The organism is Prauserella rugosa, from assembly GCF_000719975.1.
Classification (GTDB): domain Bacteria; phylum Actinomycetota; class Actinomycetes; order Mycobacteriales; family Pseudonocardiaceae; genus Prauserella; species Prauserella rugosa.
This window is the reverse complement of the sequence record NZ_JOIJ01000004.1, coordinates 154,332-180,986: the sequence shown is the minus strand read 5'-3', so window position 1 is coordinate 180,986 and position 26,655 is coordinate 154,332. Positions and strand designations below refer to the sequence as shown.

Below are 26,655 nucleotides of genomic sequence, written 5' to 3'. Positions count from 1 at the left end.
GGTGGGGGAGCGGTGTCCGCCACGTGGATCAGGGTTCCAGTATCCGGAATCACTGTCCCGCAGAGTTGACACCTCTCCCGGCGGCGGACTACCGTCACCGGCGTGACACCGCAGACGATTCTCGTACTTCCCAAGCGCGTTGATGTCGAGGACAACGCCTAGGAAGTCCTCTTCTGCATCGACGCGCGACCCTCGTACGGCCACCCCGGTCGGCGGGGGTTTTTTGATGTCGTCATCCGCCACGACGGACCCGGCGGGCCCGGCGACATGCCAGCAGGACCGACTCGACAGCACACGGAAAGCCGAAAGAACTCCGCAGGACCGCACTCAGGACACGAGGCAGAATCCATGACTAGCGCGACGTCGCGATCGGAATCCGGCTCCGCCGGAGACACCGGAGCCCAGGACGCCCACGAGGGGTCCCCGAAGTCCGCCCAGCCGAACGGACCCGCCGCAGGCGGTGCCCGTCCGAAGCCCGCCCCGCCCGCAGGCACCCCCGTCCGGGTGACCGGCGCGCAGTCGCTCGTACGCGCGCTCGAGGCCGTCGGCTCCGAAGTCGTCTTCGGCATCCCCGGCGGCACGATTCTGCCCGCCTACGACCCGCTGCTCGACTCCACGAAGGTCCGCCACGTCCTCGTCCGTCACGAACAGGCGGCCGGGCACGCCGCCACGGGGTACGCCCAGGCCACCGGCAAGGTCGGCGTGTGCATGGCCACGTCGGGTCCGGGCGCGACGAACCTGGTGACGCCGCTGGCCGACGCCAACATGGACTCGGTTCCCGTCGTCGCGATCACCGGTCAGCAGACCCGCGGCCTCATCGGAACCGACGCGTTCCAGGAAGCCGACATCTGCGGCATCACGATGCCGATCACCAAGCACAACTTCCTCGTCACCGACCCGGCCGACATCCCGCGCGTCATCGCCGAGGCCTTCCACCTGGCGAGCACGGGCCGTCCCGGACCGGTGCTGGTCGACATCCCGAAGGACGTGCTGCAGGAGACCACGTCGTTCGCGTGGCCGCCGGAGATGCGGCTGCCCGGCTACCGCCCGACACTGCGTCCGCACGGCAAGCAGGTGCGCGAGGCGGCGCGGCTCATCTCCCGTTCCCGCAGGCCCGTGCTGTACGTCGGCGGCGGCGTGCTGAAGGCCGAGGCCGCCGAGGAACTGCGGGAGCTGGCCGAACTCACCAAAATCCCGGTGGCCACGACGCTCATGGCACGCGGCGTGTTCCCCGACTCGCACGACCACCACGTCGGCATGCCGGGCATGCACGGCACGGTCTCGGCCGTCGCGGCGATGCAGCGCTCGGACCTGCTCATCGCGCTCGGTGCGCGGTTCGACGACCGGGTGACGGGCAGGCTCGACTCGTTCGCCCCCGACGCCACCGTCGTGCACGCCGACATCGACCCCGCCGAGATCTCCAAGAACCGCAAGGCCGACGTGCCGATCGTCGGCGACTGCAAGGAGATCATCCGCGAGCTCATCGAGGCGGTGAAGTTCGAACACGACCGTGGGGACAGGCCGGACCTGTCCGCATGGTGGACGCAGATCAACGCGTGGCGGGAGACCTTCCCCGCAGGCTACGAGTGGCCCGAGGACGGCACGCTCGCGCCGCAGTACGTCATCGAGCGCATCGGTGAACTCGTCGGCCCGGACGCCTACTACGCGGCGGGTGTCGGCCAGCACCAGATGTGGGCCGCCCAGTTCATCAAGTACGACAACCCGCGCACGTGGATCAACTCCGGCGGGCTCGGCACGATGGGCTTCGCCGTCCCCGCGGCGATGGGTGCCCAGTTCGGCCAGCCGGACAAGCAGGTGTGGGCCATCGACGGCGACGGCTGTTTCCAGATGACCAACCAGGAACTCGCCACGTGCGCGATCGAGGGCGCGCCGATCAAGGTCGCCGTGATCAACAACGGCAACCTCGGCATGGTGCGGCAGTGGCAGAACCTGTTCTACGCCGAGCGGTACTCCAACACCGACCTCGGCACGCACAAGCACCGCATCCCGGACTTCGCGCTGCTGGCCGAGTCGCTGGGCTGCGCGGGTCTGCGGTGCGAGACGGCCGACGAGGTCGACGACGTGATCAAGCAGGCGATGGCCATCAACGACCGCCCTGTCGTGATCGATTTCGTCGTGGGCAAGGATGCACAGGTGTGGCCGATGGTCGGACCCGGTGCGAGCAACGACGAGGTGATGGCCGCCAGGGGTATCCGGCCGTTGTTCGACGACGACGACGTCACCGACGGCCCTGCCGAGGGTGGCATCGTCGCCGACCGGGCCGTGACGGACAAGGCCGCCACCGGCAGCACCGAAGACGTGCGAGGGGAGCAGAACGAGTCATGAGCATGCACACGCTGAGCGTCCTGGTGGAGAACGTCCCCGGCGTGCTCGCCCGTGTCTCCGGACTGTTCTCCCGGCGCGGGTTCAACATCGAGTCCCTCGCCGTCGGGCCCACGGAGAACCCGGAGGTGTCCCGGATGACGATCGTGGTCGCCGTCGAGGAACAACCCCTCGAGCAGGTGACCAAACAGCTCAACAAGCTCGTCAACGTCATCAAGATCGTGGAGCTCGACCCCGCCAGCTCGGTGCAGCGCGACCTGCTGCTCGTGAAGGTGCGGGCCGACGCCACCGTGCGCAGTCAGGTCCTCGAGACCGTGGAGATGTTCCGGGCGAAGGTCGTCGACGTCTCGCCCGAGGCGCTCACCATCGAGGCCACCGGCCCGCACGACAAACTGAACGCGCTGATGCGCATGCTGGAACCGTACGGTGTGCGCGAGCTCGTGAAGTCCGGCATGGTCGCACTCGGCCGGGGTGCCCGGTCGATCACGGCGAGCCAGGCCCGCTAGAACGCGAAACGAGAACGCACGCCGCCGCCGACTCGGACGGTGTGCGCTCCCCGGCCCGGCGCATCCGCCGGGCCCACGAAGCGATGGGAAAGGAAGTACCGCCCCTCATGTCAGTCGAAATCTTCTACGACGACGACGCCGATCTGAGCATCATCCAGGGCCGCAAGGTCGCCGTCATCGGTTACGGCAGTCAGGGCCACGCACACGCGCTGAGCCTGCGCGACTCGGGCGTCGACGTCCGGATCGGCCTGGCCGAGGGATCGAAGTCGCGGGCCAAGGCCGAGGAAGAGGGCCTGCAGGTCGGCACGGTGTCCGAGGTGTCCGCGTGGGCCGACGTCATCATGATCCTGGCGCCCGACACCAAGCAGCGCGCCATCTACACCGAGTCGATCGAGCCGAACCTGTCCGACGGCGACGCGCTGTTCTTCGGCCACGGCTTCAACATCCGGTACGACCTCATCAAGCCTCCGGCCAATGTGGACGTCGCGATGGTCGCCCCGAAGGGCCCCGGCCACCTGGTGCGCCGTCAGTTCGTCGACGGCAAGGGTGTGCCGTGCCTGATCGCGGTCGAGCAGGACCCGAGCGGTAACGGCCAGGCCCTGGCGCTGTCGTACGCGGCCGCCATCGGCGGTGCGCGGGCCGGCGTCATCAAGACGACCTTCACCGAGGAGACCGAGACCGACCTGTTCGGTGAGCAGTCGGTGCTCTGCGGTGGCGCCTCGGCGCTGGTGCAGACGGGCTTCGAGGTGCTCACCGAGGCGGGCTACGCCCCGGAGATCGCCTACTTCGAGGTGCTGCACGAGCTCAAGCTGATCGTCGACCTCATGTACGAGGGCGGCATCGCCCGGATGCGGTACTCGATCTCGGACACCGCCGAGTACGGCGACCTCACCCGTGGTCCGCGCGTGATCACGCCGGAGGTCAAGGAGAACATGAAGGCCGTGCTGGCCGAGATCCAGGACGGCACCTTCGCCCGCGAATGGGTCGGCGAGGACGAGTCGGGCCGCGCGAACTTCACCAAGCTGCGCGAGAGCGGCGAGAAGCACCCGATCGAGGAGACCGGCAAGAAGCTGCGCGACCTCATGTCGTGGGTGGACCGTCCGATTACCGAGACGGCCTGATCGTCGGTCATTGGCTCGTGGGCCCCGGGACGCAGCACCGTCCCGGGGCCCACTGCTGTTCGGGCGGGATGCGACCGTCCGAGCGCTCCGGCGAGGTAGGGCCGAATGCCCTAGCGTGCGGGGTCATGACGTGGGGTGTTGAGAGCAACGGGGGCAAGGTCGCCCTGGCGGCGGCACTGGATCTGGCCTCGGCGCGATGGTCCAGGGTGCAGCCGGAGGGCGGCGATCTCGAGTACGCATTCGTGCCGCACAGCGACGGCGTGACCTACGTGGTGCTGCGGTACGCCCGTCCGGAAGGCGAATCCAGACCGGTTCTCGTGTTCACGCCGTCCGAGTGGGATGCCTTTCTCGCGGGCGCGCGCGACGGGGAATTCGACCGTCCGCAGGATTGATCTCGCGCTTCTCCTGGAGATGTCGCGATCGCCAGCGCAGTGAAGTGACGGGACGAACGAAGTCCGAAACCGCGCGGTCTGACCTGCGGAAACGCGAAGAGATTTTTCCCCGATTGCGCCGAATTCGCCGTCGAGCATTGCGCTCGCGTTAACCCCGGCGGATAGACTCCGCCTACCGAGGACACAGCGACGTGACCTCGACCACGCCGACGACGGCTGCGGCTGCGGTGCAGGCCGGGCGTTTCTCCGTCGGCGAGCACAAGGCAGACGCACGGTAGGCGCGCACGTCGCGACCGAGCGGCGCAGCGGACGTCCGCGACGCGCACGGCCTGATCGCCACCACGATCCGGTCTGCGGTGACGGGTCTGCCGGGTCGTCTGTGCGCCTGCCGAACCTGAACAGTGAGCCGAGCTACGAAAGGCGCATCGTGACCACTTCCACCAAGCCCGTCGTCCTCCTCGCCGAGAAGCTCGCTCCCTCCGCGGTGAGCGTCTTCGGAGACGAGGTCGAGATCCGGCACGTGGACGGAACGGACCGGCCCGCACTGCTCGAGGCGGTGAAGACCGCCGACGCGCTGCTCGTCCGGTCCGCCACGCAGGTCGACGCCGAAGTGCTCGATGCGACCGGTTCGCTGAAGGTCGTGGCGCGGGCCGGGGTCGGCCTCGACAACGTCGACGTACCCGCGGCCACCGAGCGCGGCGTCCTCGTCGTGAACGCTCCGACGTCCAACATCGTCTCCGCCGCCGAGCACGCGATCGCTCTGCTGCTGTCGGTGCTGCGCCGCGTGCCCGCCGCCGACCAGAGCCTGCAGGGCGGGGAGTGGAAGCGCAGCGCCTACACCGGCGTCGAGCTCAACGGCAAGACCGTCGGTGTCGTGGGCTTCGGCAAGATCGGCCAGCTCGTCTCGCAGCGGCTCGCGGCGTTCGACACGAAGCTGCTGGCCTACGACCCGTACGCCTCGGCCGCGCGCGCCAAGCAGTTCGGTGTCGAGCTCGTCAGCCTCGACGACCTGCTGGCGCAGGCCGACATCATCACCGTCCACCTGCCGAAGACGCCGGAGACCAAGGGCATCATCGACGCCGCGGCGCTGTCGAAGACCAAGAAGGGCGTCGTGATCGTCAACGCCGCCCGTGGTGGTCTCGTCGACGAGGCGGCCCTGGCCAAGGCGATCTCCGACGGCCAGGTCTCCGGTGCCGGGATCGACGTGTTCGAGTCGGAGCCGGTCACCGAGAGCCCGCTGTTCGGGCTGCCCAACGTCGTGGTGACGCCGCACCTGGGTGCCTCCACCGCCGAGGCGCAGGACCGCGCGGGCACCGACGTCGCCCGCTCCACACTGCTGGCGCTGCGCGGCGACTTCGTGCCCGACGCCGTGAACGTCGCGGGCGGCGCGGTCACCGACGAGGTGCGGCCGTACCTGCCGCTGGCACAGAAGCTCGGCACCGTGCTGTCGGCCTTCAGCGCCAAGGCCCCGCAGTCGGTGTCGGTCGTCGCCTCGGGTGAGCTGTCCGGTGAGGACGTCAGCGTCCTTCAGCTGGCCGCGCTCAGGGGCGTGTTCGCCAATGTCGTCGAGTCGCAGGTCACGTTCGTCAACGCACCGCGGCTGGCCGAGGAACTGGGCGTGCAGGTGTCGGTCAGCACCGAGCCCGAGAGCCCCAACTACCGCAGCCAGCTCAGCGTGCGTGCCGTGCAGGAGGACGGCACCGCGCACACCGTGTCCGGTGCGGTCACCGGCAAGGAGGAGGTGCAGAAGCTGATCGAGATCGACGGCAGGCACTTCGACATCCGCGCCGAGGGCAACATGCTCCTCATGGAGTACCCCGACAAGCCGGGCACCATGGGCCGCGTCGGTACCGTCCTGGGCGAGGCGGGCGTGAACATCGACGCCGCGCAGATCAGCCAGACGGCCGACCGTTCCAACGCCGTGATGCTGCTGCGGGTGGACCGTCCCGTCGACCCGGCGCTGCTCGACCCGATCGGTGCTGCGGTGTCGGCGCGCAAGATCCGTTCCATCAGCTTCCTCTGATCCGGGTCCGCCGCCGGAAACACCCGCGCGGCACGAGGAACCGGAAGGTTCGGACCATTACATTCGGATAAAGCGCTACCAACGGCGCTGTCGAGAGATGCCCCCGGTGCGGTTAGCTGGCTGATTGTCGCAATGTCAACCAGTTGACCCATTGGGGGCATCTCGTGATGAGACGTCGGCGAGCGCGTGTTGCCGCGACCTGTTCGGCCGCATTGCTCACCGCCACCGTTGCGGTGGGTGGCGCGGCCGCGCAGGACGCTTCGGGAATCGAGGCCGTACCGTTCGCCTCGGGTGCGCGGATCGATCCGGCCACGGTGTCGCCGACCTCCGGAATCTCGCCGCGCCTTGCCGGCGCGCAGGGCGAGGTCTCGGCGTTCGTCGAGGTGGACGAGCAGGCGGCCGTCGATGCGTTCAACGCCGAGCGCGACAACGGCGTGAAGGCGGCCGCGGCCGCGGGCAAACGTGCTCGCGGGGCCGCTCTGGCCGCGGTCGACGGCGTGCTCGGCGGGCTCAGGGCCCTCGACGGCGGCACGCGTGTGCTCGGCCGTACCGCCAACGCGGTCCCCGGAGCCATCGTCACCGCGGACGCCGCGCACCTGCGGTCGCTGGCCGAACGTGACGACGTCGTGTCGGTCAAGCCGATCGTGCCCAAGCGCCACCAGAACGCGGGCGCCGACCAGCTGACGAAAGCCGTCGACGTGTGGCAGCAGACCGGCACGTACGGCGAGGACGTGACGATCGGCGTCATCGACAGCGGCATCGACTACACCCACGCGACGTTCGGTGGCCCGGGCACGACCGAGGCCTACGAGTCGGTCGATCCCGCCGCGGACGCTCCGGCCGACCTGTTCCCCTCGGACAAGGTCGTCGGCGGCACGGACCTGGTCGGCGACGACTACGACGCCTCGGGGGAGAACGGATCGCCCGAACCGAAGCCCGACGCCAACCCCCTTCCCTGCATGGCCCACGGCACGCACGTCGCGGGCACGGCCGCGGGGTACGGCGTCCGGGCCGACGGTTCGACGTTCGACGGCGACTACTCCACTCTGGACGGCGCAGCGCTCGAGGCCATGACGGTCGCACCGGGGAGTGCACCGAAGGCGCAGCTCTACGACATCAAGGTGTTCGGCTGCGCCGGTTCCACCGACGTGATGGCACAGGCGATGGACCTGGCGCTCGACCCGAACGGCGACGGCGACTTCTCCGACAAGCTCGACGTCGTGAACATGTCCGTCGGCAGCGACTACGGCGCCCCGGACGATCCCGAGGCCGACTTCGTCCGCAAGCTGGTGGACAACGACGTGCTGCCGGTCATGTCGGCGGGCAACGGCGGTGACCTGTACGGCGTCGGCGGCAGTCCCGGCAACACGCCCGAGGGGCTGGGCGTGGCCAGTATCCGCGACGCCTCCGTGCTCCGCGACGCCGTGGAGGTCACCGCACCGTCCGATGTGGCCGGCGACGTTCCGGGGCAGTTCAGCCAGGACTACGCCGCCTACGACGAACTCGACATCACCCGCGAGGTCGTCACGCCGTCCGGGGACAACGCCGACGGCTGCGCTGCCTACTCCGACGGTGACGCCACGGCGGTCGCCGACCGGATCGTGTGGCTGGAGTGGGACGACAACGACGAGACCAGGGTGTGCGGATCGGTCGACCGGGCCGATCACGCCGCCGCGGCCGGGGCCGCGGGGGTGTTGTTCACGTCCGGCGAGGCGCACTTCGGCGCCGCCATCGCGGGCAACGCCGACGTGCCCGTGTTCCAGTTGACGGCCACCGCCACCGAGCGCCTGCGCTCCTCGGCCGAGGCGGGCACGCTCGAGATCCGGATGACGGGGGACGGGCGCACCTCACTGCCCACGAAGGACGAGTCCATCGAGGACACTCCGAGTTCGTTCACCTCCCGTGGCGTACGGGCGCCGGCCGTCAAACCGGACCTCGCCGCGCCGGGCGACACGATCGCCTCGGCGCTGATGGGCGGAGGGTCGGCCGCGACCGTGATGTCGGGAACGTCGATGGCCTCGCCGCACGCCGCGGGCATCGCCGCGCTCGTCCGCGAGACCCGTCCGGGGTGGAACGCCACCGAGGTGAAGAACGCGCTGATGAACACCGCGGTCCACGAGGTGACCGCGGACGGCACCGTCGTGGGTCCCCAGCGCGTCGGCGCCGGGCGGATCGACGCTCAGGCCGCGGTCGACAACGCGGTGCTCGCGTACTCGCTCCGCGATCGGAAGGCCGTGAGTCTCTCGTTCGGTGTCCTCGAGGTGAGCCGGCCGACGACGAAGACGAAGATCGTCCGCCTGGAGAACAAGGGCGACACACCCGCGCGGTACTCGGTCGGCTACGAGGCGGCAGGCACGGTGCCCGGAGTCGCCGTCGAACCGTCGAAGGACACGGTCGAGGTCCCCGCCCACGGCACCGCGTTCCTGACCGTCCGGCTGCGGATCCAGGACCCCGCAGCCCTGCGCAAGACCATGGACCCCACGCTCGAGCCCACCCAGCTCGACGTCGCACGGCAGTTCGTGGCCGAGGAGGCGGGCCGGCTCGTGCTGACCCCGCAGGGCGAGGGTTCGACGCTGCACCTGCCCGTGCACGCCGCGCCCAAACCGGCGGCGGATCTGCACCACGCGCGTTCGCTGACCCTCTCCGACGGCACGGGCGAGCTCGCCTTCCGTGGCCGCGGTCTCGACCAGGGGGAGGGCAGCGAGGCGTACCGCTCGATGGTCAGCGTGCTGGACCTGCACGCCGAGTCGCCGAAGATGCCGTCGTGCCGGGGCGGCGAGCCGAACGGGACGTGCACGATCAACGAGACGGCCGAGGGCGGCGACCTTCGCTACGTCGGCGCGGGGTCCTTCGGTACGGGGTCCTCCGGCGAGAACGACGACGCGTTCGTCGCCTTCGGACTGTCCACGTGGGGAACGTGGGCCAACCTCGGGGGGAACACCGTCCCGTACGTGGAGATCGACGTCAGCGGAGACGGAGAGCCGGATTTCGAGACGTCGGTGGCCGTTCTGCCGTCCACGGACGTGCTCGTGGCCAGGACCGTCGACCTCGCCGACGGCTCCACAGTGGACGTGCAGCCGATCAACGGCCAGTTCGGCGACGTCGACACGAACGTCTTCGACAGCGACGTCGCCGTGCTGCCGGTGTCGATGACGGCACTGGGCATCGATCCTGCTGCCGAGAGCCACGAGATCTCCTACACCGCCGCGGTCTCCGGGCTCTACGGGGACCCGGAGACCGGTGACGTGGACCGGATCGACGAGCCGGTGACCTTCGATGCGCTCAACCCGGCCCACACCGTGAGCGGCGGGGACGGAGCCGCGCTGTCGTACGTGGTCGGTGGGGGCGATGCCGTCACCGTGACCCGCAACCCCGCGGCAGCCGGCGAAGCCGATCGGCTTCTGGTGCTGTCGCACCACAACGAGTCCGGGGATCGCGCCTCGACCGTGAAGATCCGCGACACCGGCCGCTCCGGTGAGGCGGCCGGAGCAGCACGGACAGGCACGGCGCAGGCAGACACGACGCGGGCAGGCACGGCCGGCTGACCGGTCCGGAACCCACCGGTCGGGGGACCGCGTACGTGTCCGGATGCGACGTTGGGGTGGTCGTGGGTCGACAGTTTGTCGACGCCCGGTAACCTGCCGTCGCTGGCTTTGGATGCGAATGGGGTACCCGCGGCCGGTGGGGCCCGACCTGACGGAGGTGTGTGGATGCGGCTCGCTGTGATCCCCGGTGACGGGATCGGGCCCGAGGTGGTCTCCGAGGCCCTGAAGGTGCTCAAGGAGGTCGTGCCGAACGCGGAGACGACCAGCTACGACCTCGGTGCGTCCCGCTGGCACTCGACGGGTGAACTGCTGCCCGAGTCGGTGCTCGGCGAGCTCGCCGAGCACGACGCGATTCTGCTGGGCGCGGTGGGCGACCCGAGCGTGCCCAGCGGCATTCTCGAGCGTGGCCTGCTGCTGCGGCTGCGGTTCGAGCTCGACCACCACGTCAACCTTCGTCCCGGCAGGCTGTACCCGGGCGTTGCCGGTCCGTTGGGCGACCCCGGCGAGATCGACATGCTCGTCGTCCGCGAGGGCACCGAGGGCCCGTACGCGGGCAACGGCGGCCTGCTGCGCAAGGACACCGAGCACGAGATCGCCACCGAGGTCAGCCTCAACACGGCCTTCGGCATCCGCCGGGTCGTGACCGACGCGTTCCGCCGCGCCAACGAGCGGCCCCGCAAGCACCTCACGCTGGTGCACAAGACGAACGTGCTGCTGCACTCGGGTTCGTTGTGGTCGCGGATCGTCGAAGAGGTCTCGCTGGAATACCCGGAGGTGTCGGTCGCGTACTCGCACATCGACGCCGCGACCATCCACATGGTCACCGACCCGAGCCGCTTCGACGTGATCGTCACCGACAACCTGTTCGGCGACATCATCACCGACCTCGCGGCCGCCGTGACGGGCGGCATCGGCCTCGCCGCCAGCGGCAACCTCGACATCTCCGGCCGTAACCCGAGCATGTTCGAGCCGGTGCACGGCAGCGCGCCCGACATCGCGGGCCAGAACGTGGCCGACCCGACCGCCACCGTGCTGTCGGTGTCGCTGCTGCTCGACCACCTCGGCGAGAAGGAGGCGGCGCGCCGGATCGAGGCGTCGGTCGCGTTCGATCTCGCCACCCGGGACCAGGCCTCGCCGGGTACGACCACCGCGATCGGTGACCGGCTCGCCGCGCTGGTGTCGTCGAACACCACGCGTCCCGCCATGTGACACCTGCGGACTCCGAAAGGCGCCTCGGCAGCACGCCGGGGCGCCTTTCTCATGCCCGAGGTGCGTCCGGAATGTGAGAGGGATGCCCACTGGATGGACCGTGGATGCGGGCGTGTGGCATGATGCGAGTCATGCACACGCTTCGCGTGATCATTATTGGCAGGCGCGCCGGATAAGTGCCCTTTCGAGCACCCGGCGCGCAGACCTCTCGCATCCTCACGCGGGGGGTCTTTTTTGTTGGCCACACAGGCCCGCGTCCACCGCAGACCCAGCCCGCACTCTTTCCGAGGAGACGAACCCGTGACCCGCACGGAACCGGCCGGCACCCCGCTCGGCGACGACTTCCACCTGTACGACACCACGCTGCGCGACGGGGCCCAGCGTGAGGGGATCTCGTACTCGGTGGCCGACAAGCTCGCCGTCGCACGGCATCTCGACGAGCTCGGTGTCGGGTTCATCGAGGGTGGCTGGCCGGGTGCCATGCCGAAGGACACGGAGTTCTTCGCCCGTGCGGCCGCCGGTGAGCTCGAGCTGTCCCACGCCGCACTCGTCGCGTTCGGATCGACCCGGCGTGCCGGCACCGCGGCGGGGGACGACCCGCAGGTACGCGCACTGCTCGACTCACAGGCGCCCGTCGTGACCCTGGTGGCCAAATCGGACGTTCGGCACATCGAGCGCGCGCTGCGGGTCGACGTCGACGAGGCGTGCGCCATGGTCGCCGACACGGTGAAGTTCCTCGTCGGCGAAGGCAGGCGCGTGTTCCTCGACGCCGAGCACTTCTTCGACGGCTACGCCCACGATCCGGACTCCGCGTTGCGCGTGCTGGACGCGGCGGGCACCGCGGGCGCCGACGTGGTCGTGCTGTGCGACACCAACGGCGGCCAGCTGCCCCTCGGTATCGCCGAGACCGTCCGCGAGGTGGCCGACCGCACCGGACTGCGCATCGGCATCCACTGTCAGGACGACACCTCGTGCGCCGTCGCCAACAGCATCGCCGCGGTGCAGGCGGGTGCCACCCACGTGCAGTGCACCGCGAACGGCTACGGGGAACGTGCCGGCAACGCCGATCTGTTCGCCGTCACGGGAAACCTCGTGGCCAAACTGGGGATGAACGTCCTTCCCGAGGGCCGGGCCGCCGAGCTGACCCGGGTGTCCCACGCCCTCGCCGAGATCGCCAACATCGCACCCGACACCCACCAGGCCTACGTCGGGTCGTCGGCCTTCGCCCACAAGGCGGGGCTGCACGCGAGCGCGATCAAAGTGGATCCGTTGCTGTACAACCACATCGACCCGGCGACCGTCGGCAACGACATGCGCGTCCTGGTCACCGAGATGGCGGGCAAGGCGAGCCTCGAACTCAAGGGCGCCGAACTGGGCGTCGACCTCGCCGGCAATCCCGAGGCGTTGAGCAGCACGGTCGACAAGGTGAAGGACCTCGAGGCGGGCGGCTGGTCGTTCGAGGCAGCCGACGCATCGTTGGAACTGTTGATGCGCCGCGAGATCGCCGGTGCCGAGGGCCGCGAGGCCGCGGCGCCGCCGTTCACGCTCGAGTCGTACCGGGTGGTGCTCGACCACCGCGTGGACGGCGAGGTGGTCTCCGAGGCCACCGTGAAGGTGCACGTGGCGGGGGAGCGGGTCATCGCCACCGCCGAGGGGAACGGTCCGGTCAACGCACTCGATGCGGCACTGCGGAAGGCGCTGCGGCCGCATCTGTCGTGGCTCGACGAGATGGCGCTGTCGGACTACAAGGTGCGCATCCTGGTGAACCGGCAGGGCACCGGTGCGGTGACGCGGGTACTGGTCGAATCCTCCGACCGCGAACGCGAGTGGACCACGGTCGGCGTCCACGAGAACATCGTCGAGGCCAGCTGGCTCGCCCTGTGCGACGCACTGGCGCACAAGGCGCTCCGCGCGAGCACCGACTGACGACCGCGGACTACGACCGCGCCGACTACGACCGCACCGCCCCGGAGTGCCCGCCGTCTCCGGGGCGGTGCGGGCATCGCCTCCGGCTGTCCGGGAACGGATCCTGCGAGGCGTCGGCCGGTTGCGGGCACGCACGGCTACGATGGGGCTCGTGCGTTTGGCTCGGATTGCTCACCCGGAAGGTGTCGCCTTCGTCTCGGTGGACGGAGACGGCGACAGCAACGACACGATGGTCTCGGAGATCGCCGACCATCCGTTCGGTACGCCGAACTACACCGGAAGGAAGTGGCCGCTGTCGGACGTCCGGCTGCTGGCCCCCATTCTGCCGACCAAGGTCATCGCCGTCGGCCGCAACTACGCCGACCACGCCCGCGAGATGGGCAACGAGGTCCCGGCGGAGCCGATGATCTTCCTCAAGCCGTCGACCACCGTCATCGGCCCCAACGCGCCGATCCGCAGGCCCCAGCAATCCTCCAAGGTCGACTTCGAGGGCGAGCTGGCCGTCGTCATCGGACAGCCGGTGAAGAACGTCTCCGCCGCACAGGCCCCGCAGGCGGTGCTCGGCTACACGGTCGCCAACGACGTGAGCGCCAGGGACTTCCAGAAGTCCGACGGCCAGTGGGGGCGTGCCAAGGGCTTCGACACGTTCTGCCCGATCGGCCCGTGGATCGAGACCCAGCTCGACCCGTCCGATCTCGCCATCTCGACCACCGTCGACGGCGAGACCAAACAGGACTCGCGGACCTCGGAGCTGGTGCACAAGATCCCGGAGCTCATCGAGTTCGTCTCCTCGGTCATGACGCTCCTGCCCGGTGACACGATCCTGACGGGAACGCCCGCGGGCGTCGGTCCCATCGTCGCGGGCAACGAGGTGTCGGTGACGATCGAGAAGATCGGCACGCTCACCAACCCGGTCCAGGACGCCTGAGCCCGGCGGCTCAGGACGCGCCCCTGCGGGCGAACTCCGGTGCGTGTTCGGGCCGGATTCCGATACCGATGAGGTAGGCGGGCACCACCGACAGCGCGGGCAGCCTGCGCAGCACCGCCGCGAACGGGGCGGGCGGCCCTTCGCGCCTGCCCTCGACGACCGGCGCGGCGACGACCCGGTGCAGCAGGCGCTGCAACAGCTGCACCGCGACCGTCGGGGCCCAGCGACGACGACGGACGGTGGCCAGGTCGGCGGCCGTGGTCGTGCCCGCCCGCAGCGGTGCGGCCAGCAAGGTGGCCGCGGCGACGGCGTCCTGGACGGCCAGGTTCACCCCGACGCCCCCGATCGGCGACATCGCGTGCGCCGCGTCGCCCAGGCACAGCAGGCCCTCGACGTGCCAGCGGTCGAGTCGGTTCAACCGGACGTCGAGGTGTTTGACGTCGTCCATGGACCGCACGTCGTCCATGCGGCCGGCCAGGTGCGGCAGGGCGCGGGCGATCTCGGCGCGGAACGCCTCGATGCCGCGCTCGCGCAGCTGCCGGTCCGTGCCCTTGCGGGCCAGGTACCCGAGCTGGCGGTAGCCCTCGCGGGGGATGTCGATGACGAACGTGCCCCTGCGCATCGTCGGCGCCAGCGAGGCGGGATCGTCGGCTTTCCTGCCGACGCGGAACCACCAGGCGTCGAACGGCACCGGGAACTCCTTCGGCACGAGGCCGGCCTCTTCGCGCAGTCGTGATCCCCTGCCGTCGGCCGCGATCGTGAGGTCCGCGCGGAGTACGCCCTCGCCCTCGGCGTCCCGGTAGCGCACGCCCGCCACGCGGTCGCCGTCCCACACCAGGCCGGTCGCCTCGGTGTTCATGCGCAGCGTGAACGCCGGTTCCTCGGCCCCGGCCTTCTCGATGAGGTTCAGCACGTCCCACTGCGGCACGATCGCGATGTACGGGTACTTCGTCCAGCGGCGCAGCCTGCGCAGATCGCCGACCCGTACCGAACCGTGGCCCGCGGTGGGGAAGGCGATCTCGTCGAGACGTGTTTGGGGCAGTGCGGCGAACTGCTCACCGAGACCGAGCTCGTCGAGCAGCGTCATCGTCGACGGGTGCACCGTGTCGCCCCGGAAATCGCGCAGGAAGTCCCCGTGCTTCTCGAGCACCGTCACGTCCACGCCCGCGCGTGCGAGCAACAGGCCCAGCACCATGCCCGCGGGGCCGCCGCCTGCGACCACGCACGTCGTCCGTGTCTCCACGTCGTCCACCTCCTCCACCTCGCTTCGTCCGCCCGTATTCGACGGGCCCGTTCGACAGGCTATTCAACGGGCGTTGAATAATACGAGGATGCGCTCGAACATCGGCGAAGTCAACAGCGCTACGCTGGTCGGGCTATGACTGAGACCAAGCCCGCCGACGTCACCACGGCCGTCCGTGCTCGCTTCTGCCCTTCGCCCACCGGCACGCCGCACGTGGGCCTGATCCGCACCGCGCTGTTCAACTGGGCCTTCGCCCGGCACAACGGCGGCAAGCTGGTGTTCCGGATCGAGGACACCGACGCCTCGCGCGACAGCGAGGAGTCCTACGAGGCGCTGCTCGATGCACTGCGCTGGCTGGGGATCGACTGGGACGAGGGCCCCGAGGTCGGCGGGGACTACGGGCCGTACCGCCAGAGCGAGCGCGCCGACATCTACCGCGACGTCGCCGCCAAGCTCCTCGAGGCCGGTGAGCTCTACGAGTCGTTCTCGACCGGCGAGGAGGTCCAGCAGCGGCGCAAGGACGCGGGCCAGGACCCTCAGCTGGGCTACGACAACTACGACCGCGACCTCACCGACGAGCAGAAGCAGGCGTTCCGCGCCGAGGGACGCGAGCCCGTGCTGCGGCTGCGGATGCCCGACGAGGACCTGTCGTGGAACGACCTCGTGCGCGGTGAGATCGAGTTCAAGGCGGGCACCGTGCCCGACCCGGTGCTCGTGCGCGCCAACGGCGCACCGCTGTACACGCTGACCAATCCGGTCGACGACGCGCTGATGCGCATCACCCACGTGCTGCGCGGTGAGGATCTGCTGCCGTCCACGCCGCGCCAGATCGCGCTGTACCGGGCGCTGCAGCGCATCGGTGTCGCCGAGTTCGTGCCCGAGTTCGGCCACATGCCCTACGTCATGGGCGAGGGCAACAAGAAACTGTCCAAACGGGACCCGCAGTCCAACCTGTTCAACTATCGCGACCGCGGCTTCATCCCCGAAGGGCTGCTGAACTACCTCGCCCTGCTCGGCTGGTCGATCGCCGACGACCGGGACATCTTCACCGTCGACGAACTCGTCGAGGCGTTCGAGATCACCAAGGTCAGCGCCAACCCCGCGCGGTTCGACCAGAAGAAGGCCGAGTCCATCAACGGCACGCACGTGCGGGCGCTGGCCCACGACGACTTCGTCGAGCGACTCGTCCCTTATCTCACCGATGCCGGGGTGCTTCCCGAGGAGCCGACCACCGAGCAGCGTGAGAAGCTCTCGGCGATCGCCCCGCTCGTGCAGGAGCGTGTCGCCGTGCTGTCCGAGGCCGGCGACCTGTTGCGGTTCCTGTTCATCGACGAGGCCGAGTTCGCGCCGGAGGAGGCCGCGGCCGCGAAGGCACTGGGCCCGGACTCGGAGCCGGTACTGCGTGCCTCCATCGAGGCGCTCGAGGCGTTGTCGTCCTGGGAGGCCGCCGAGATCGAGCAGGCACTCAAGGACGCACTCGTCGAGAAGCTGGGTCTCAAGCCCCGCAAGGCGTTCGCGCCCGTGCGGGTGGCTGTGACCGGACGCACGGTGTCACCGCCGCTCTACGAATCGATGGAATTGCTCGGACGGGACGTATCACTCGGACGGCTGCGCCGCGCGTTGCCGGGCAACTGAGCGTAGGGAACCTGGACCGAAACAGAACCGGCCATATCACCTCGTTAGCAGAGTCGGGCTCACCGAAAACCCCCTAGCCTCGCGTGGGTGGCTTTTGCGCTTGGCTCCCCGACAGCTCCGCAAACCGTCGCCGGTGAGAGGCGTGTCGACGCCGATGTGTGGGCGCCCCCCGAACTGCGGGCGGTGTGCCTCGACATCGACGACACGCTCATCGATTTCACGGCGACGGGAAAGCGCACGCTCGCGGCACTCATCGGCCGCAGCGACATGTGGGCGACCTGGGAGCGCGTCACCGACGAGCACGTCGCCCGCGTCGTCGAAGGACGGCTCGACTACGCCGAGATGCACACACGGCGCAGCCACGCGTTCCTCACCGGGCTCGGCCTCAGCGTCGATCTCGACGACGCCGCCGAGTTCGAATCGCGGCGGAAGGCTCTGCTGAACCGTTCGTGGCGGCTGTTCGACGACGTGTTGCCGTGCCTGGAATGGCTCACGGCCGCCGGTGTGCAGCTCGCCGCCGTGACGAACGCCTCGGGTGCGCACCAACGCGACAAACTCGCCGCGCTCGGGCTCACGCCGTTCTTCGACCACGTCGCGATCGCGGGCGAGATCGGGATGGCCAAGCCCGACCCCGCGATGTTCGAGTCCGTGTGCCTCCAGCTCGGCTGCGACCCACGGGAAGCCGTGCACGTGGGCGACAAACTCACCACCGACGCCGTCGGCGCCCGGGACGCGGGCCTCGGCGGCGTGTGGCTCGACCGCGGAGGGGTCTGCGCGGCCGAGGCCGGCGAGACCGACGATGCCCGTGAGTCCGACGGGTCTGCCGAGACGGCAGCAACGGGGGAGGACGTGGAGCCGGGCGAGGCGGTGCCCGACGGCGTGCACGTGCTCACCACACTCGCCGAACTGCCGGAACTGCTCGTCTCCGAGTTCGTCCGGGTGGGCGTGCCAGCCCCGCGGTGAGGAGCCCCAGCCGAGCCAGGTGCGCGGCCGGTACCTGCGGGGACGCGTCACGCACCGCGCAGCGGGACCCCGCCTGCGAGCGGCCACAGAGCGTGGTCTATGCTTTCTTCAACAACGCGATACGGACCCGGGAAGCACTCCGGTGAGCTCGGACGAAGTATCCGTTGGGGTATGGTGTAATTGGCAGCACGACTGATTCTGGTTCAGTTAGTCTAGGTTCGAGTCCTGGTACCCCAGCTGAGAAGCGAACAGACCGGTCTGGTAAGTTCTCTTCCAACACAAAAGCAAGCCCCCGTCGTCTAGCGGCCTAGGACGCCGGCCTCTCACGCCGGTAGCGTGGGTTCGAATCCCATCGGGGGTACAAGAAAAAGGGAAAACCCTATCTGCGGAAAGCGCAGATAGGGTTTTTCTCGTTATGTCTTGTGGGGGCCGCAGCCCCACACCCCGACCCCGACGGGCTTCGCCCCCCCCCGGGCCCCCCTGCCTACGCTTGCGCTCTGTTCGCCGGTTCCGCCGTGTGTGGTGATGCTCCCGAGGGCCCCATAGTTGCGTTGAACGCGACGAATGTTCCCTTCGTTCCGATGGCGTGAATCGGCAGGGACAGGAGCTGGTGAAGGGAACAATGGTTGCGTTGAACGCGACCAAAGGGCCCTCGGGGGCTTCATCCGGGGGTCAGAGGCGTTCCTGTAGGGACTCCGCTGCTTCCAGCAGGTCGCTCGCCCACCTGGCCCCCGGCTTCCGGCCGATCCGATCCACCGGACCCGACACCGACACCGCGGCCACCACCGCACCCGACGAATCACGCACCGGCGCCGACACACTCGACACCCCCGGCTCGCGCTCGGCCACACTCTGCGCCCACCCGCGACGCCGCACCTCCAACAGCGTCCGCTCCCCGAACACCGCCTCCGACAAGATCGCCTGCTGCGTATGCGGATCCGCCCACGCGGTCAGCACCTTCGCCCCCGACCCCGCCGTCATCGGCAACCGCGAACCCACCGGCACCGTGTCCCGCAACCCACTCGGCGGTTCCGCAGCCGCCACACACACCCGCTGCACCCCGTCCCGCCGGTACAACTGGACGCTCTCGCCGGTCATGTCCCGCAATTTGGGCAACACCACGGCAGCCGCGTCCAACAACGGATCGGCCGTACCGCCCGACAGCTCCGCCAGCGCCGCGCCGGGACGCCACCGGCCGTCCGGCCCACGCCGCAACAACCGATGCACCTCCAGGCCCACCGCGAGCCGGTGCGCCGTCGCCCGGGGAAGGCCCGTCTCGGCGCACAACTCCGCCAAGCCACACGGCTGTGCCGCGGCCGCCTGCAACACCGCGACCGCCTTGTCCAAGACGCCGATACCGCTCTGCTGAGCTTCAGAGTTATGCTGTCCCACACAGCGATACTACAATCCCGAAGTCTGGGACGTCCAGATTTTGGGACACACGGCCGGGAGTTCACCGCCCGGCCGGCCAGTTCCCAGCGACGCTCATGGAGGAGCCCTGATGGCGGAGAAACGGGGCCGCACACTCGCGGAAAAGGTGTGGGACGAGCACACGGTACGCCGTGGCGAAGGCGCAGAGCCCGATCTGCTGTTCATCGACCTGCATCTCGTGCACGAGGTCACCAGTCCGCAGGCCTTCGACGGTCTCCGGCTCGCGGGTCGCCCGGTGCGGCGGCCCGACCTGACCATCGCCACCGAGGACCACAACGTGCCCACGGTGGACATCGAACTGCCGATCGCCGACCCGGTCTCCAAGACCCAGGTCGACACGTTGCGCAAGAACTGCGAGGAGTTCGGCGTCCGGCTGCACCCCATGGGCGACGCGGAACAGGGCATCGTCCACGTCATCGGCCCGCAGCTCGGCCTGACCCAGCCCGGCATGACCGTGGTGTGCGGCGACAGCCACACCTCCACGCACGGCGCGTTCGGTGCCATGGCCTTCGGCATCGGCACGTCCGAGGTCGAGCACGTGCTCGCCACGCAGACCCTGCCGCTGCGTCCGTTCAAGACGATGGCGATCAACGTCGAGGGCACGCTGCGCCCCGGCGTCACCGCGAAGGACATCATCCTCGCGGTCATTGCGAAGATCGGTACCGGCGGCGGTCAGGGCTACGTGCTCGAGTACCGCGGCAGCGCCATCGAGTCGCTGTCGATGGAAGCCCGCATGACGATCTGCAACATGTCCATCGAGGCGGGTGCCCGCGCCGGCATGATCGCGCCGGACGAGACCACCTTCGAATACCTCAAGGGCCGTCCGCACGCCCCGCAGGGCGAGCAGTGGGACGAGGCCGTGGCCGCGTGGCGCGAGTTGCGCACCGACGCCGACGCCGAGTTCGACGCCGAGGTCACCATCGACGCCGACGCCCTCACCCCGTTCGTCACCTGGGGCACCAACCCGGGGCAGGGTCTGCCGCTGGGCGAGCGCGTGCCCGACCCGGAGCAGATGGGTGACGAGAGCGCCAAGTTCGCCGCCGAGAAGGCCCTGTCCTATATGGATCTCGAGCCCGGCACCCCGCTGCGGGACATCGCGGTGGACACCGTGTTCCTCGGCTCGTGCACGAACGGCCGGATCGAGGACCTGCGCGCCGCCGCGGACGTGCTGCGGGGCAAGAAGGTCGCCGACAGCGTGCGCATGCTGGTCGTGCCCGGCTCGATGCGGGTGCGTAAGACCGCCGAGGAGGAGGGCCTGGACAAGGTCTTCATCGACGCGGGTGCCGAATGGCGGCAGGCGGGTTGCTCGATGTGCCTCGGCATGAACCCGGACCAGCTGAAGCCGGGTGAGCGCAGCGCCTCCACCTCGAACCGCAACTTCGAAGGCAGGCAGGGCAAGGGCGGCAGGACCCACCTCGTGTCCCCGCTCGTGGCGGCCGCCACAGCCGTGCGGGGCACGTTGTCCTCGCCGGAAGACCTCTGAGCGTTTCCCAGCACCAGCGAGCCACCAGCGAGTCAAGGAGTCAACAGCGATGGAAGCGATCACCGAGCACACCGGCATCGGTGTCCCCCTGCGCAGGTCCAACGTGGACACCGACCAGATCATCCCGGCCGTCTACCTCAAGCGTGTGAGCCGCACCGGTTTCGAGGACGGCCTGTTCGCCGCCTGGCGCGGCGACGAGCAGTTCGTCCTCAACGTGGAGCCATTCAACCGGGGCAGCGTGCTGGTCGCCGGACCGGACTTCGGCACCGGGTCGTCCCGTGAGCACGCCGTGTGGGCGCTCATGAACTACGGCTTCCGGGTGGTCATCTCGTCCCGGTTCGCCGACATCTTCCGCGGCAACGCGGGCAAGCAGGGTCTCGTCGCGGCCCAGTGCAAGCAGGACGACGTCGAGCTGCTGTGGAAGATCCTCGAGAACGAGCCCGGCACCGAGGTCACTGTGGACCTTGCCGAGAAGACCGTACGGGCCAAGGACTTCAGCGCGGCCTTCGAGATCGACGACTACACCCGTTGGCGCCTGATGGAGGGACTCGACGACATCGCCCTCACCCTTCGGCACGCCGACGACATCGCTGCGTTCGAGGCCACACGCCCCGCTCACAAACCGGTGACCCTGCCCGCGTCGACGGCGTAACGGGGCGGTCCGCCCCCAGGAGAACTGCAAGGATTCCCTGCTTGAGCAAGGGAAACCGACCCGGCCCACCGGCCGGCCACCCGACACCAGACGGCCACGCCAGCACCGCTCCGGCGGACCTTATCGGGGCCCGATCGCCCATCCGATAAGGAAAAAATCCGCGTGCCGTTTGGAATTTGTGCTGCGTAGGTAATACCGTGTGCGCATGTCGGCCGGTGTGGCCGGGTAACACGTAGTTCTTCTTGGAGGACTGGAATGGCCAACAAGGCCCAACTCATCGAGGCGCTCGGCGAGCGCCTGGGCGACAAGAAGGTCGCCACGCAGGCCGTCGACAATCTCGTCGACATCATCATCCGGACGGTCAACAAGGGCGAAAAGGTGAACATCACCGGCTTCGGTGTGTTCGAGAAGCGCGCCCGCGCCGCCCGCACCGCCCGCAACCCGCGCACCGGTGAGACCGTGCGGGTGAAGAAGACGAACGTCCCGGCCTTCCGCGCAGGCACCACGTTCAAGGATGTGGTGAGCGGCACGAAGAAGCTGCCGAAGGTGTCGAAGTCCAAGCCGGCTGTGTCGGGCACCACGGCCCGTGGCACGGCGACCCGCGCCACCGCCGCTGCGTCCACGCGCAGCACGACGACGCGTTCGCGGGCCACCACCGCGACGCGTGCGACCGCCACCAAGACGGCCCCGAAGACCGCCGCGAAGTCGACGGCGACGAAGTCCACCGCCACCAAGGGCAGGACGACCGCGTCGAAGGCCACGGCCGCGAAGTCGACGGCGGCCAAGTCGACCGCCACCAAGGGCAAGACGACCGCGTCGAAGAGCACCGCCAAGGCCGCGCCGAAGACCGCGGCCAAGTCGACCGCCACCAGGAGCAAGGCCACGACCTCGAAGGCGTCGACGTCGAAGGCCGCGGCGACGAAGAGCACCGCTGCCAAGAGCACGGCCTCGAAGGCCTCCACGGCGAAGAAGGCCACCACGAAGGCGGCTCCGAAGTCGACGTCGAAGACGACCAAGGCCGCCGCCAAGCCGGCGAAGGCCACCGCGAAGGCGTCCACGGCGAAGAAGACGACCGCCAAGAAGAAGTAGGTCGGCTTCCCGCCCACGGCGGCATCGTCCTCATCGCGAACGGGCCCCGCATCCCTTGCCGAAACGGCAACGGTGCGGGGCCCGTTCGCATGCGGGGCCCTGTGTGGTTCACAGACGGCGTCGCCGTTCGGGGCACGCGGAGACACCCGGAACGGCGCACGAAAGCCTCAGCGGGCCACAGAACGCCGACAGAAGGCTGACTGTGCCGGAGTCGGCGATGGAGACTGTCGCTACGCGGGCAGCGGTGTGGGAAGCGCGCTGGGAAGGTAGTTGGCACCTACGAGCCGGCCGCGGCCGTCGAAGGTGAGCTGCCAGAGCGAGCCCTTCTTGGCCGCGACACCGTCCCGTTTGGTCGCGGGCAGCGGTACGCCACCGCGGGCGGCGAGCGTCTCGACGACATGCGGGATGACGCCGCCCTGACTGCACACCACCGGAGTGCCGCCGTCGGCGGCGATCTCGACGATCCTGCGCACGGCAGCGTCCGGGTCGGCGGCATGCGACCGTTCCGACAACGCCGTCTCGTGGGCGACCTCGGTGCCGATGTCCTCCGCCACGCCCTGCACCGTCTGCACGCAGCGCAGCAGCGGCGCGGACACGACCCGGTCCGGGCCGAACGTCGCCAGCATCTCCCGCAGCGCGCTCGCCTGGCGTTCGCCGGCGTCGCTCAGCGGACGCAGATCGTCGTCGCCTGCCCAGTGTTCCCGCTTACCGGCTTTGGCGTGCCGCACCAGCAGCAGCGTCGTGCGCTGCTGCGGAAGGGCGGTCTGCAGATCGAGCACCTCGGAGTCGGACTCGTACGACAGCAGTCCTTTCGCCTCCGGCGGAGTGCACCAGCGCAGCTCGTCCACTTCCTCATTCGGGGTGAAACCGCTCCGCACATCTCCGCTCACGCGGGCCGAGAAGTAGTCGACCGCTTTCCTGCCGCGCGCGATGCGGTATTCGACGCGTTTCAGGAAAGCGCCCAGAACGGCGGAGTGGCCCGTTTCCTCCTCGAGTTCCCTGACCGCGGCCACGGGTGCCGTTTCGCCGGGATCGAGATGGCCTTTCGGAAGTGACCAGTCGTCGTATCGCGGACGGTGGACGACGGCGACCTCGATGTCGGATGCGGTCGGACCCGCCGCGCGCCACAGCACGGCGCCCGCGGCGTGGGAAACGATGTGGTCCGTGGCGGTACTGCTCACCCTGTTGCTCCGTGCTTGCGTAACGTTTCGAGCTGATGGTCGCGGACGTCGGACACGTCGGCGGGGGACGGGTGCCATTCGCCCGTGGACGAGAGCACCCAGCACCGCGTGTGCGGGTCGAGTTGGGAATCGAACGTCGCGTCCAGCTGGGCCGTCAGCTTGGGATCGCGAACCTGCACGAGCGCCTCGATCCGGCGGTCGAGGTTGCGGTGCATCATGTCGGCGCTGCCGATCCAGTACGCACCGGCGCCGCGGAAGTGGAAGATGCGCGAGTGCTCGAGGAACCGGCCGAGGATCGAGCGCACCCGGATGTTCTCGCTCAGCCCTTCCACACCCGGCTTGAGCGCGCAGATGCCGCGCACGACGATGTCCACCGGAACTCCGGCCTGTGATGCGCGGTACAGCCCGTCGATGACCTGTTCGTCGACCAACGAGTTGCACTTCAGCCGGATTCCCGCCTCCCGGCCCTGGCGGGCCAGTTCGATCTCGTCGGAGATCTGGTCGAGGATCCCGCGCCGGATCCCGTTGGGGGAGGTGAGGATGTTGCGGTACGTGGCCTGGTGCGAGTAGCCGGTCAGGACGTTGAACAGGTCCGTGAGGTCGGCTCCGATGTCCGGATCCGCGGTGAGCAGGCCGAGGTCCTCGTAGTGGCGCGCGGTCTTCGGGTTGTAGTTGCCCGTGCCGATGTGGCAGTAGCGCCGTATCGTCGAGCCCTCCTGGCGGACCACGAGTGCCACCTTGCAGTGGGTCTTCAGACCGACGAGCCCGTACACCACGTGGACGCCGGACCGTTCGAGCGTGCGGGCCCACGTGATGTTGGCCTGCTCGTCGAACCGCGCCTTGATCTCCACGAGCGCGACGACCTGTTTGCCCGCTTCCGCGGCGTCGATGAGTGCGTCGACGATCGGGGAGTCGCCCGAGGTGCGGTACAGCGTCTGTTTGATGGCCAGGACCTTGTCGTCGGCCGCGGCCTGCTCGATGAACCGCTGGACGCTCGTGGAGAACGAGTCGTACGGATGGTGCACGAGCACGTCACCGTCGCGCAGGGTCGAGAACACGCTCTTCGGCGTCTCGCGTTCGCCGAACGCGGGCGGCGTCGCGGGCACGAACGGCCGATCCTTCAGTTCCTGCCGGTCCACAGACAGCAACTGGGTCAGGCACGACAGATCCAGCAGCCCCGGGACCTCGACGACGTCCCGCGGGTCGACCTCCAGCTCGCGCAACAGGAGTTCGAGCATGTGCTCGCTCATGTCCTGCGAGACCTCGAGACGCACCGGCGGCCCGAACCGACGCTGGGCGAGTTCGCGTTCGAGTGCCTGCAGCAGGTCCTCGTCGCGGTCCTCCTCCACCTCGAAGTCGGCGTTGCGCGTCACCCGGAACGCGTGGTGCTCGATCACCTCCATGCCCGAGAACAGCTCGCCCAGATGGGCGGCGATGAGCTGCTCGAGAGGCAGGAACGTGGCCGTGGGGTTGTCGCGCTGGGGCTCGGTGCGCACGAGCCGCGGGACGTTGTTGGGCACCTTGACCCTGGCGAAGCGTTCGGTGCCCTCCTCGGGGTCGCGCACCGTCACCGCGAGGTTCAGCGACAGGCCGGAGATGTACGGGAACGGATGCGCCGGGTCGACCGCGAGGGGAGTGAGCACCGGGAAGATCTGCTCGCGGAAGTACCGGGAGAGCCGCTCGTGGTCCGATTCATCCAAATCGGACCACCGCATGATGTGGATGTCCTCGGCAGCCAGCGCGGGCCGCACCCGCGACTCGAACGCGGCGTTGTGCCGCTGGACGAGCTCCTGGTTGCGCTTGGCGATGTGGCTGAGCTGCTCGCGCGGGGTGAGGCCGTCCGCGCTGCGTACGGACAGGCCGGTCTCGTCGCGGCGCTTCAGTCCCGCCACCCGGACCATGTAGAACTCATCCAAATTGGACGCGAAGATGGCCAGGAATTTGGCGCGCTCGAGCAGGGGCTGGGACTCGTCCTCGGCGAGGGCCAGCACCCTGGCGTTGAAGTCCTGCCACGAGAGCTCCCGGTTGAAGTACCGGTTGTCCGGCAGCGCGTCCGGCACCTGTTCGACCTGGGTCGCGGCAGGCGGTGCGGAGGGCAGGGAGTGGTTCGCCGACTCGACGGTGGTCGCTTCCGGCGGCGGTTCGGTGGTCGCCCGGCGGGCATCGGGAGAGCTCGCGGGCGTGGTGCTCTCGTCCATGGTCACGCAGGTATTGTCCACCAGATCGGCGAATTCGTGCAGTCACGGTGAGACGTTTCGCGTCGCATTCCCTCGCTGTTCACGGCACGGCGCAGGCCTGGGTGAGCAGCTCCGCCGTGTGGGTGCCCAGGCCCAGCTCCCGCGCATACGCAAGGTCGTCCGCGGTGTCGACGTCCGAGCGCAGGGACGGGGCAGAGGTGGTCAGTGCCAGTGCGCCCGAGGCCGCGTGCGCCGCGGCCGACCCGACACCGAACCGCGGCGCCAACGGCCCGCCGGGCGCCGAGAGCAACAGCGTCGTGCCCGTGCCGTGCCGGTCCGCGGTGAACGCCCGTCGTCCGCCGGCCTCGGCCAGGGCGCGGCCGAGCTCGGCAGGGCGCAGTGCGGGCAGGTCGGCCTGCAGCGCACCGACGACCGCATCGCCCGCGCGGGATGGTCCGAACAAGCGGCGCTCGGCGACCAGGAGCGCCGCGTTGAGGTCCTCGGCGCCCTCGTCGTCGACCACGTCGGCACCCAGATCGCCCAACGTCGCCAGTGCCTCGACGTCGCCGGTCACCACGACGACGCGGTCGACTCCGGGCGCGGCGACGGCCGCAGACACGGTGTCGCTCGCCAGCGCGAGCACCAGCGACGTGTGCGGGGCCACACCGAAGGCACCGCGCAGTCGGGACTTGCCTGCACGGGGCGGTTTCATCGGCACGAGAAGGGTGACGGCCACGAGACCATCTTCCCGCATCATCGGTGGTCGGCGCCCGTGGGAGGATCGGACCCGCCGAAGCGAGGAGCGGGC

General features: G+C 69.3%; 19 protein-coding genes and 2 tRNA genes. 16 read left to right on the top strand and 5 right to left on the bottom strand.

All coding sequences use genetic code 11. The annotated features are described in order from the left end of the window. Positions 1–504 precede the first annotated feature (504 nt). The 9 genes from IF64_RS0107620 to IF64_RS0107580 all read left to right on the top strand — a co-directional run bounded on the left by IF64_RS0107620 (position 505) and on the right by IF64_RS0107580 (position 13,993). Entirely contained in the window at positions 505–2,346 is a 1,842-nt protein-coding gene (locus IF64_RS0107620; RefSeq protein ID WP_425468490.1) for an acetolactate synthase large subunit, read from the top strand. Further along, the gene (gene ilvN / locus IF64_RS0107615; protein ID WP_030531317.1) at positions 2,343–2,849 is read left to right on the top strand and encodes an acetolactate synthase small subunit; all 507 of its coding nucleotides are present in this window, start codon (positions 2,343–2,345) and stop codon (positions 2,847–2,849) included. Before IF64_RS0107620 ends, ilvN begins: the two co-directional genes overlap by 4 nt. 107 nt (positions 2,850–2,956) lie before the next feature. Beyond that, positions 2,957–3,970: a ketol-acid reductoisomerase gene (gene ilvC / locus IF64_RS0107610; protein ID WP_030531316.1), complete on the top strand. Its 1,014-nt coding sequence runs from the start codon at positions 2,957–2,959 to the stop codon at positions 3,968–3,970. A gap of 125 nt (positions 3,971–4,095) precedes the next feature. Continuing rightward, complete coding sequence (locus IF64_RS0107605; protein WP_048808224.1) at positions 4,096–4,362, top strand: DUF397 domain-containing protein; 267 nt, start codon at positions 4,096–4,098, stop codon at positions 4,360–4,362. 427 nt (positions 4,363–4,789) lie between these two features. Further along, entirely contained in the window at positions 4,790–6,385 is a 1,596-nt protein-coding gene (gene serA, locus IF64_RS0107600; RefSeq protein WP_030531314.1) for a phosphoglycerate dehydrogenase, read from the top strand. A gap of 167 nt (positions 6,386–6,552) precedes the next feature. Further along, positions 6,553–9,930: a S8 family peptidase gene (locus IF64_RS0107595; RefSeq protein ID WP_084705717.1), complete on the top strand. Its 3,378-nt coding sequence runs from the start codon at positions 6,553–6,555 to the stop codon at positions 9,928–9,930. Between the two features lie 165 nt (positions 9,931–10,095). Then, entirely contained in the window at positions 10,096–11,139 is a 1,044-nt protein-coding gene (locus tag IF64_RS0107590; RefSeq protein WP_030531312.1) for a 3-isopropylmalate dehydrogenase, read from the top strand. 300 nt (positions 11,140–11,439) lie between these two features. Continuing rightward, positions 11,440–13,065, top strand: a complete 1,626-nt coding sequence (cimA, locus tag IF64_RS0107585) for a citramalate synthase (RefSeq protein ID WP_030531311.1) — start codon at positions 11,440–11,442, stop codon at positions 13,063–13,065. 151 nt (positions 13,066–13,216) lie between these two features. Continuing rightward, positions 13,217–13,993 carry a fumarylacetoacetate hydrolase family protein gene (locus tag IF64_RS0107580; RefSeq protein ID WP_030531310.1) on the top strand — a complete coding sequence of 259 codons (777 nt, stop codon included), beginning with the start codon at positions 13,217–13,219 and terminating at the stop codon, positions 13,991–13,993. Positions 13,994–14,003: 10 nt separating this feature from the next. Here IF64_RS0107580 and IF64_RS0107575 read toward each other — a convergent pair whose 3' ends face one another. After that, complete coding sequence (locus IF64_RS0107575) at positions 14,004–15,236, bottom strand: FAD-dependent oxidoreductase (protein WP_030531309.1); 1,233 nt, start codon at positions 15,234–15,236, stop codon at positions 14,004–14,006. 135 nt (positions 15,237–15,371) lie between these two features. Here IF64_RS0107575 and gltX point away from each other — a divergent pair, with 135 nt between their 5' ends. From gltX to IF64_RS0107555, 4 genes are all read left to right on the top strand, one after another. Next, positions 15,372–16,871, top strand: a complete 1,500-nt coding sequence (gene gltX, locus IF64_RS0107570) for a glutamate--tRNA ligase (RefSeq protein WP_030531308.1) — start codon at positions 15,372–15,374, stop codon at positions 16,869–16,871. Between the two features lie 87 nt (positions 16,872–16,958). Then, positions 16,959–17,834: an HAD family hydrolase gene (locus IF64_RS0107565; protein WP_425468468.1), complete on the top strand. Its 876-nt coding sequence runs from the start codon at positions 16,959–16,961 to the stop codon at positions 17,832–17,834. Between the two features lie 165 nt (positions 17,835–17,999). After that, a tRNA-Gln gene (locus IF64_RS0107560) sits at positions 18,000–18,071 on the top strand. Positions 18,072–18,122: 51 nt separating this feature from the next. Further along, positions 18,123–18,195: transfer RNA gene (locus tag IF64_RS0107555), tRNA-Glu, on the top strand. 311 nt (positions 18,196–18,506) lie between these two features. On the opposite strand, the gene IF64_RS0107550 is transcribed toward IF64_RS0107555, so the two are convergent. Then, on the bottom strand, positions 18,507–19,226 hold the full coding sequence (locus IF64_RS0107550; RefSeq protein ID WP_030531306.1) for an IclR family transcriptional regulator: 720 nt from the start codon (positions 19,224–19,226) through the stop codon (positions 18,507–18,509). Positions 19,227–19,335: 109 nt separating this feature from the next. On the opposite strand from IF64_RS0107550, the gene leuC reads away from it, so the two are divergent. From leuC to IF64_RS0107535, 3 genes are all read left to right on the top strand, one after another. Beyond that, positions 19,336–20,748 (top strand): 3-isopropylmalate dehydratase large subunit, encoded by a 1,413-nt coding sequence (gene leuC / locus IF64_RS0107545; protein WP_030531305.1) that lies wholly within the window; start codon positions 19,336–19,338, stop codon positions 20,746–20,748. 49 nt (positions 20,749–20,797) lie between these two features. Beyond that, positions 20,798–21,400 carry a 3-isopropylmalate dehydratase small subunit gene (leuD, locus tag IF64_RS0107540; RefSeq protein WP_030531304.1) on the top strand — a complete coding sequence of 201 codons (603 nt, stop codon included), beginning with the start codon at positions 20,798–20,800 and terminating at the stop codon, positions 21,398–21,400. A gap of 255 nt (positions 21,401–21,655) precedes the next feature. Next, complete coding sequence (locus IF64_RS0107535; RefSeq protein ID WP_030531303.1) at positions 21,656–22,489, top strand: HU family DNA-binding protein; 834 nt, start codon at positions 21,656–21,658, stop codon at positions 22,487–22,489. Positions 22,490–22,719: 230 nt separating this feature from the next. Here IF64_RS0107535 and IF64_RS0107530 read toward each other — a convergent pair whose 3' ends face one another. The 3 genes from IF64_RS0107530 to cofC form a co-directional block, all read right to left on the bottom strand. Then, a complete protein-coding gene (locus IF64_RS0107530; protein WP_030531302.1) occupies positions 22,720–23,622 on the bottom strand; it encodes an NUDIX hydrolase in 903 nt (300 codons plus the stop codon). A 44-nt stretch (positions 23,623–23,666) separates the two neighbouring features. After that, a complete protein-coding gene (locus IF64_RS0107525) occupies positions 23,667–25,868 on the bottom strand; it encodes an RNA degradosome polyphosphate kinase (RefSeq protein WP_048808232.1) in 2,202 nt (733 codons plus the stop codon). A 79-nt stretch (positions 25,869–25,947) separates the two neighbouring features. Continuing rightward, positions 25,948–26,583, bottom strand: coding sequence for a 2-phospho-L-lactate guanylyltransferase (cofC, locus tag IF64_RS0107520; RefSeq protein ID WP_030531300.1), 636 nt, complete (start codon positions 26,581–26,583; stop codon positions 25,948–25,950). Between the last annotated feature and the right edge of the window lie 72 nt (positions 26,584–26,655).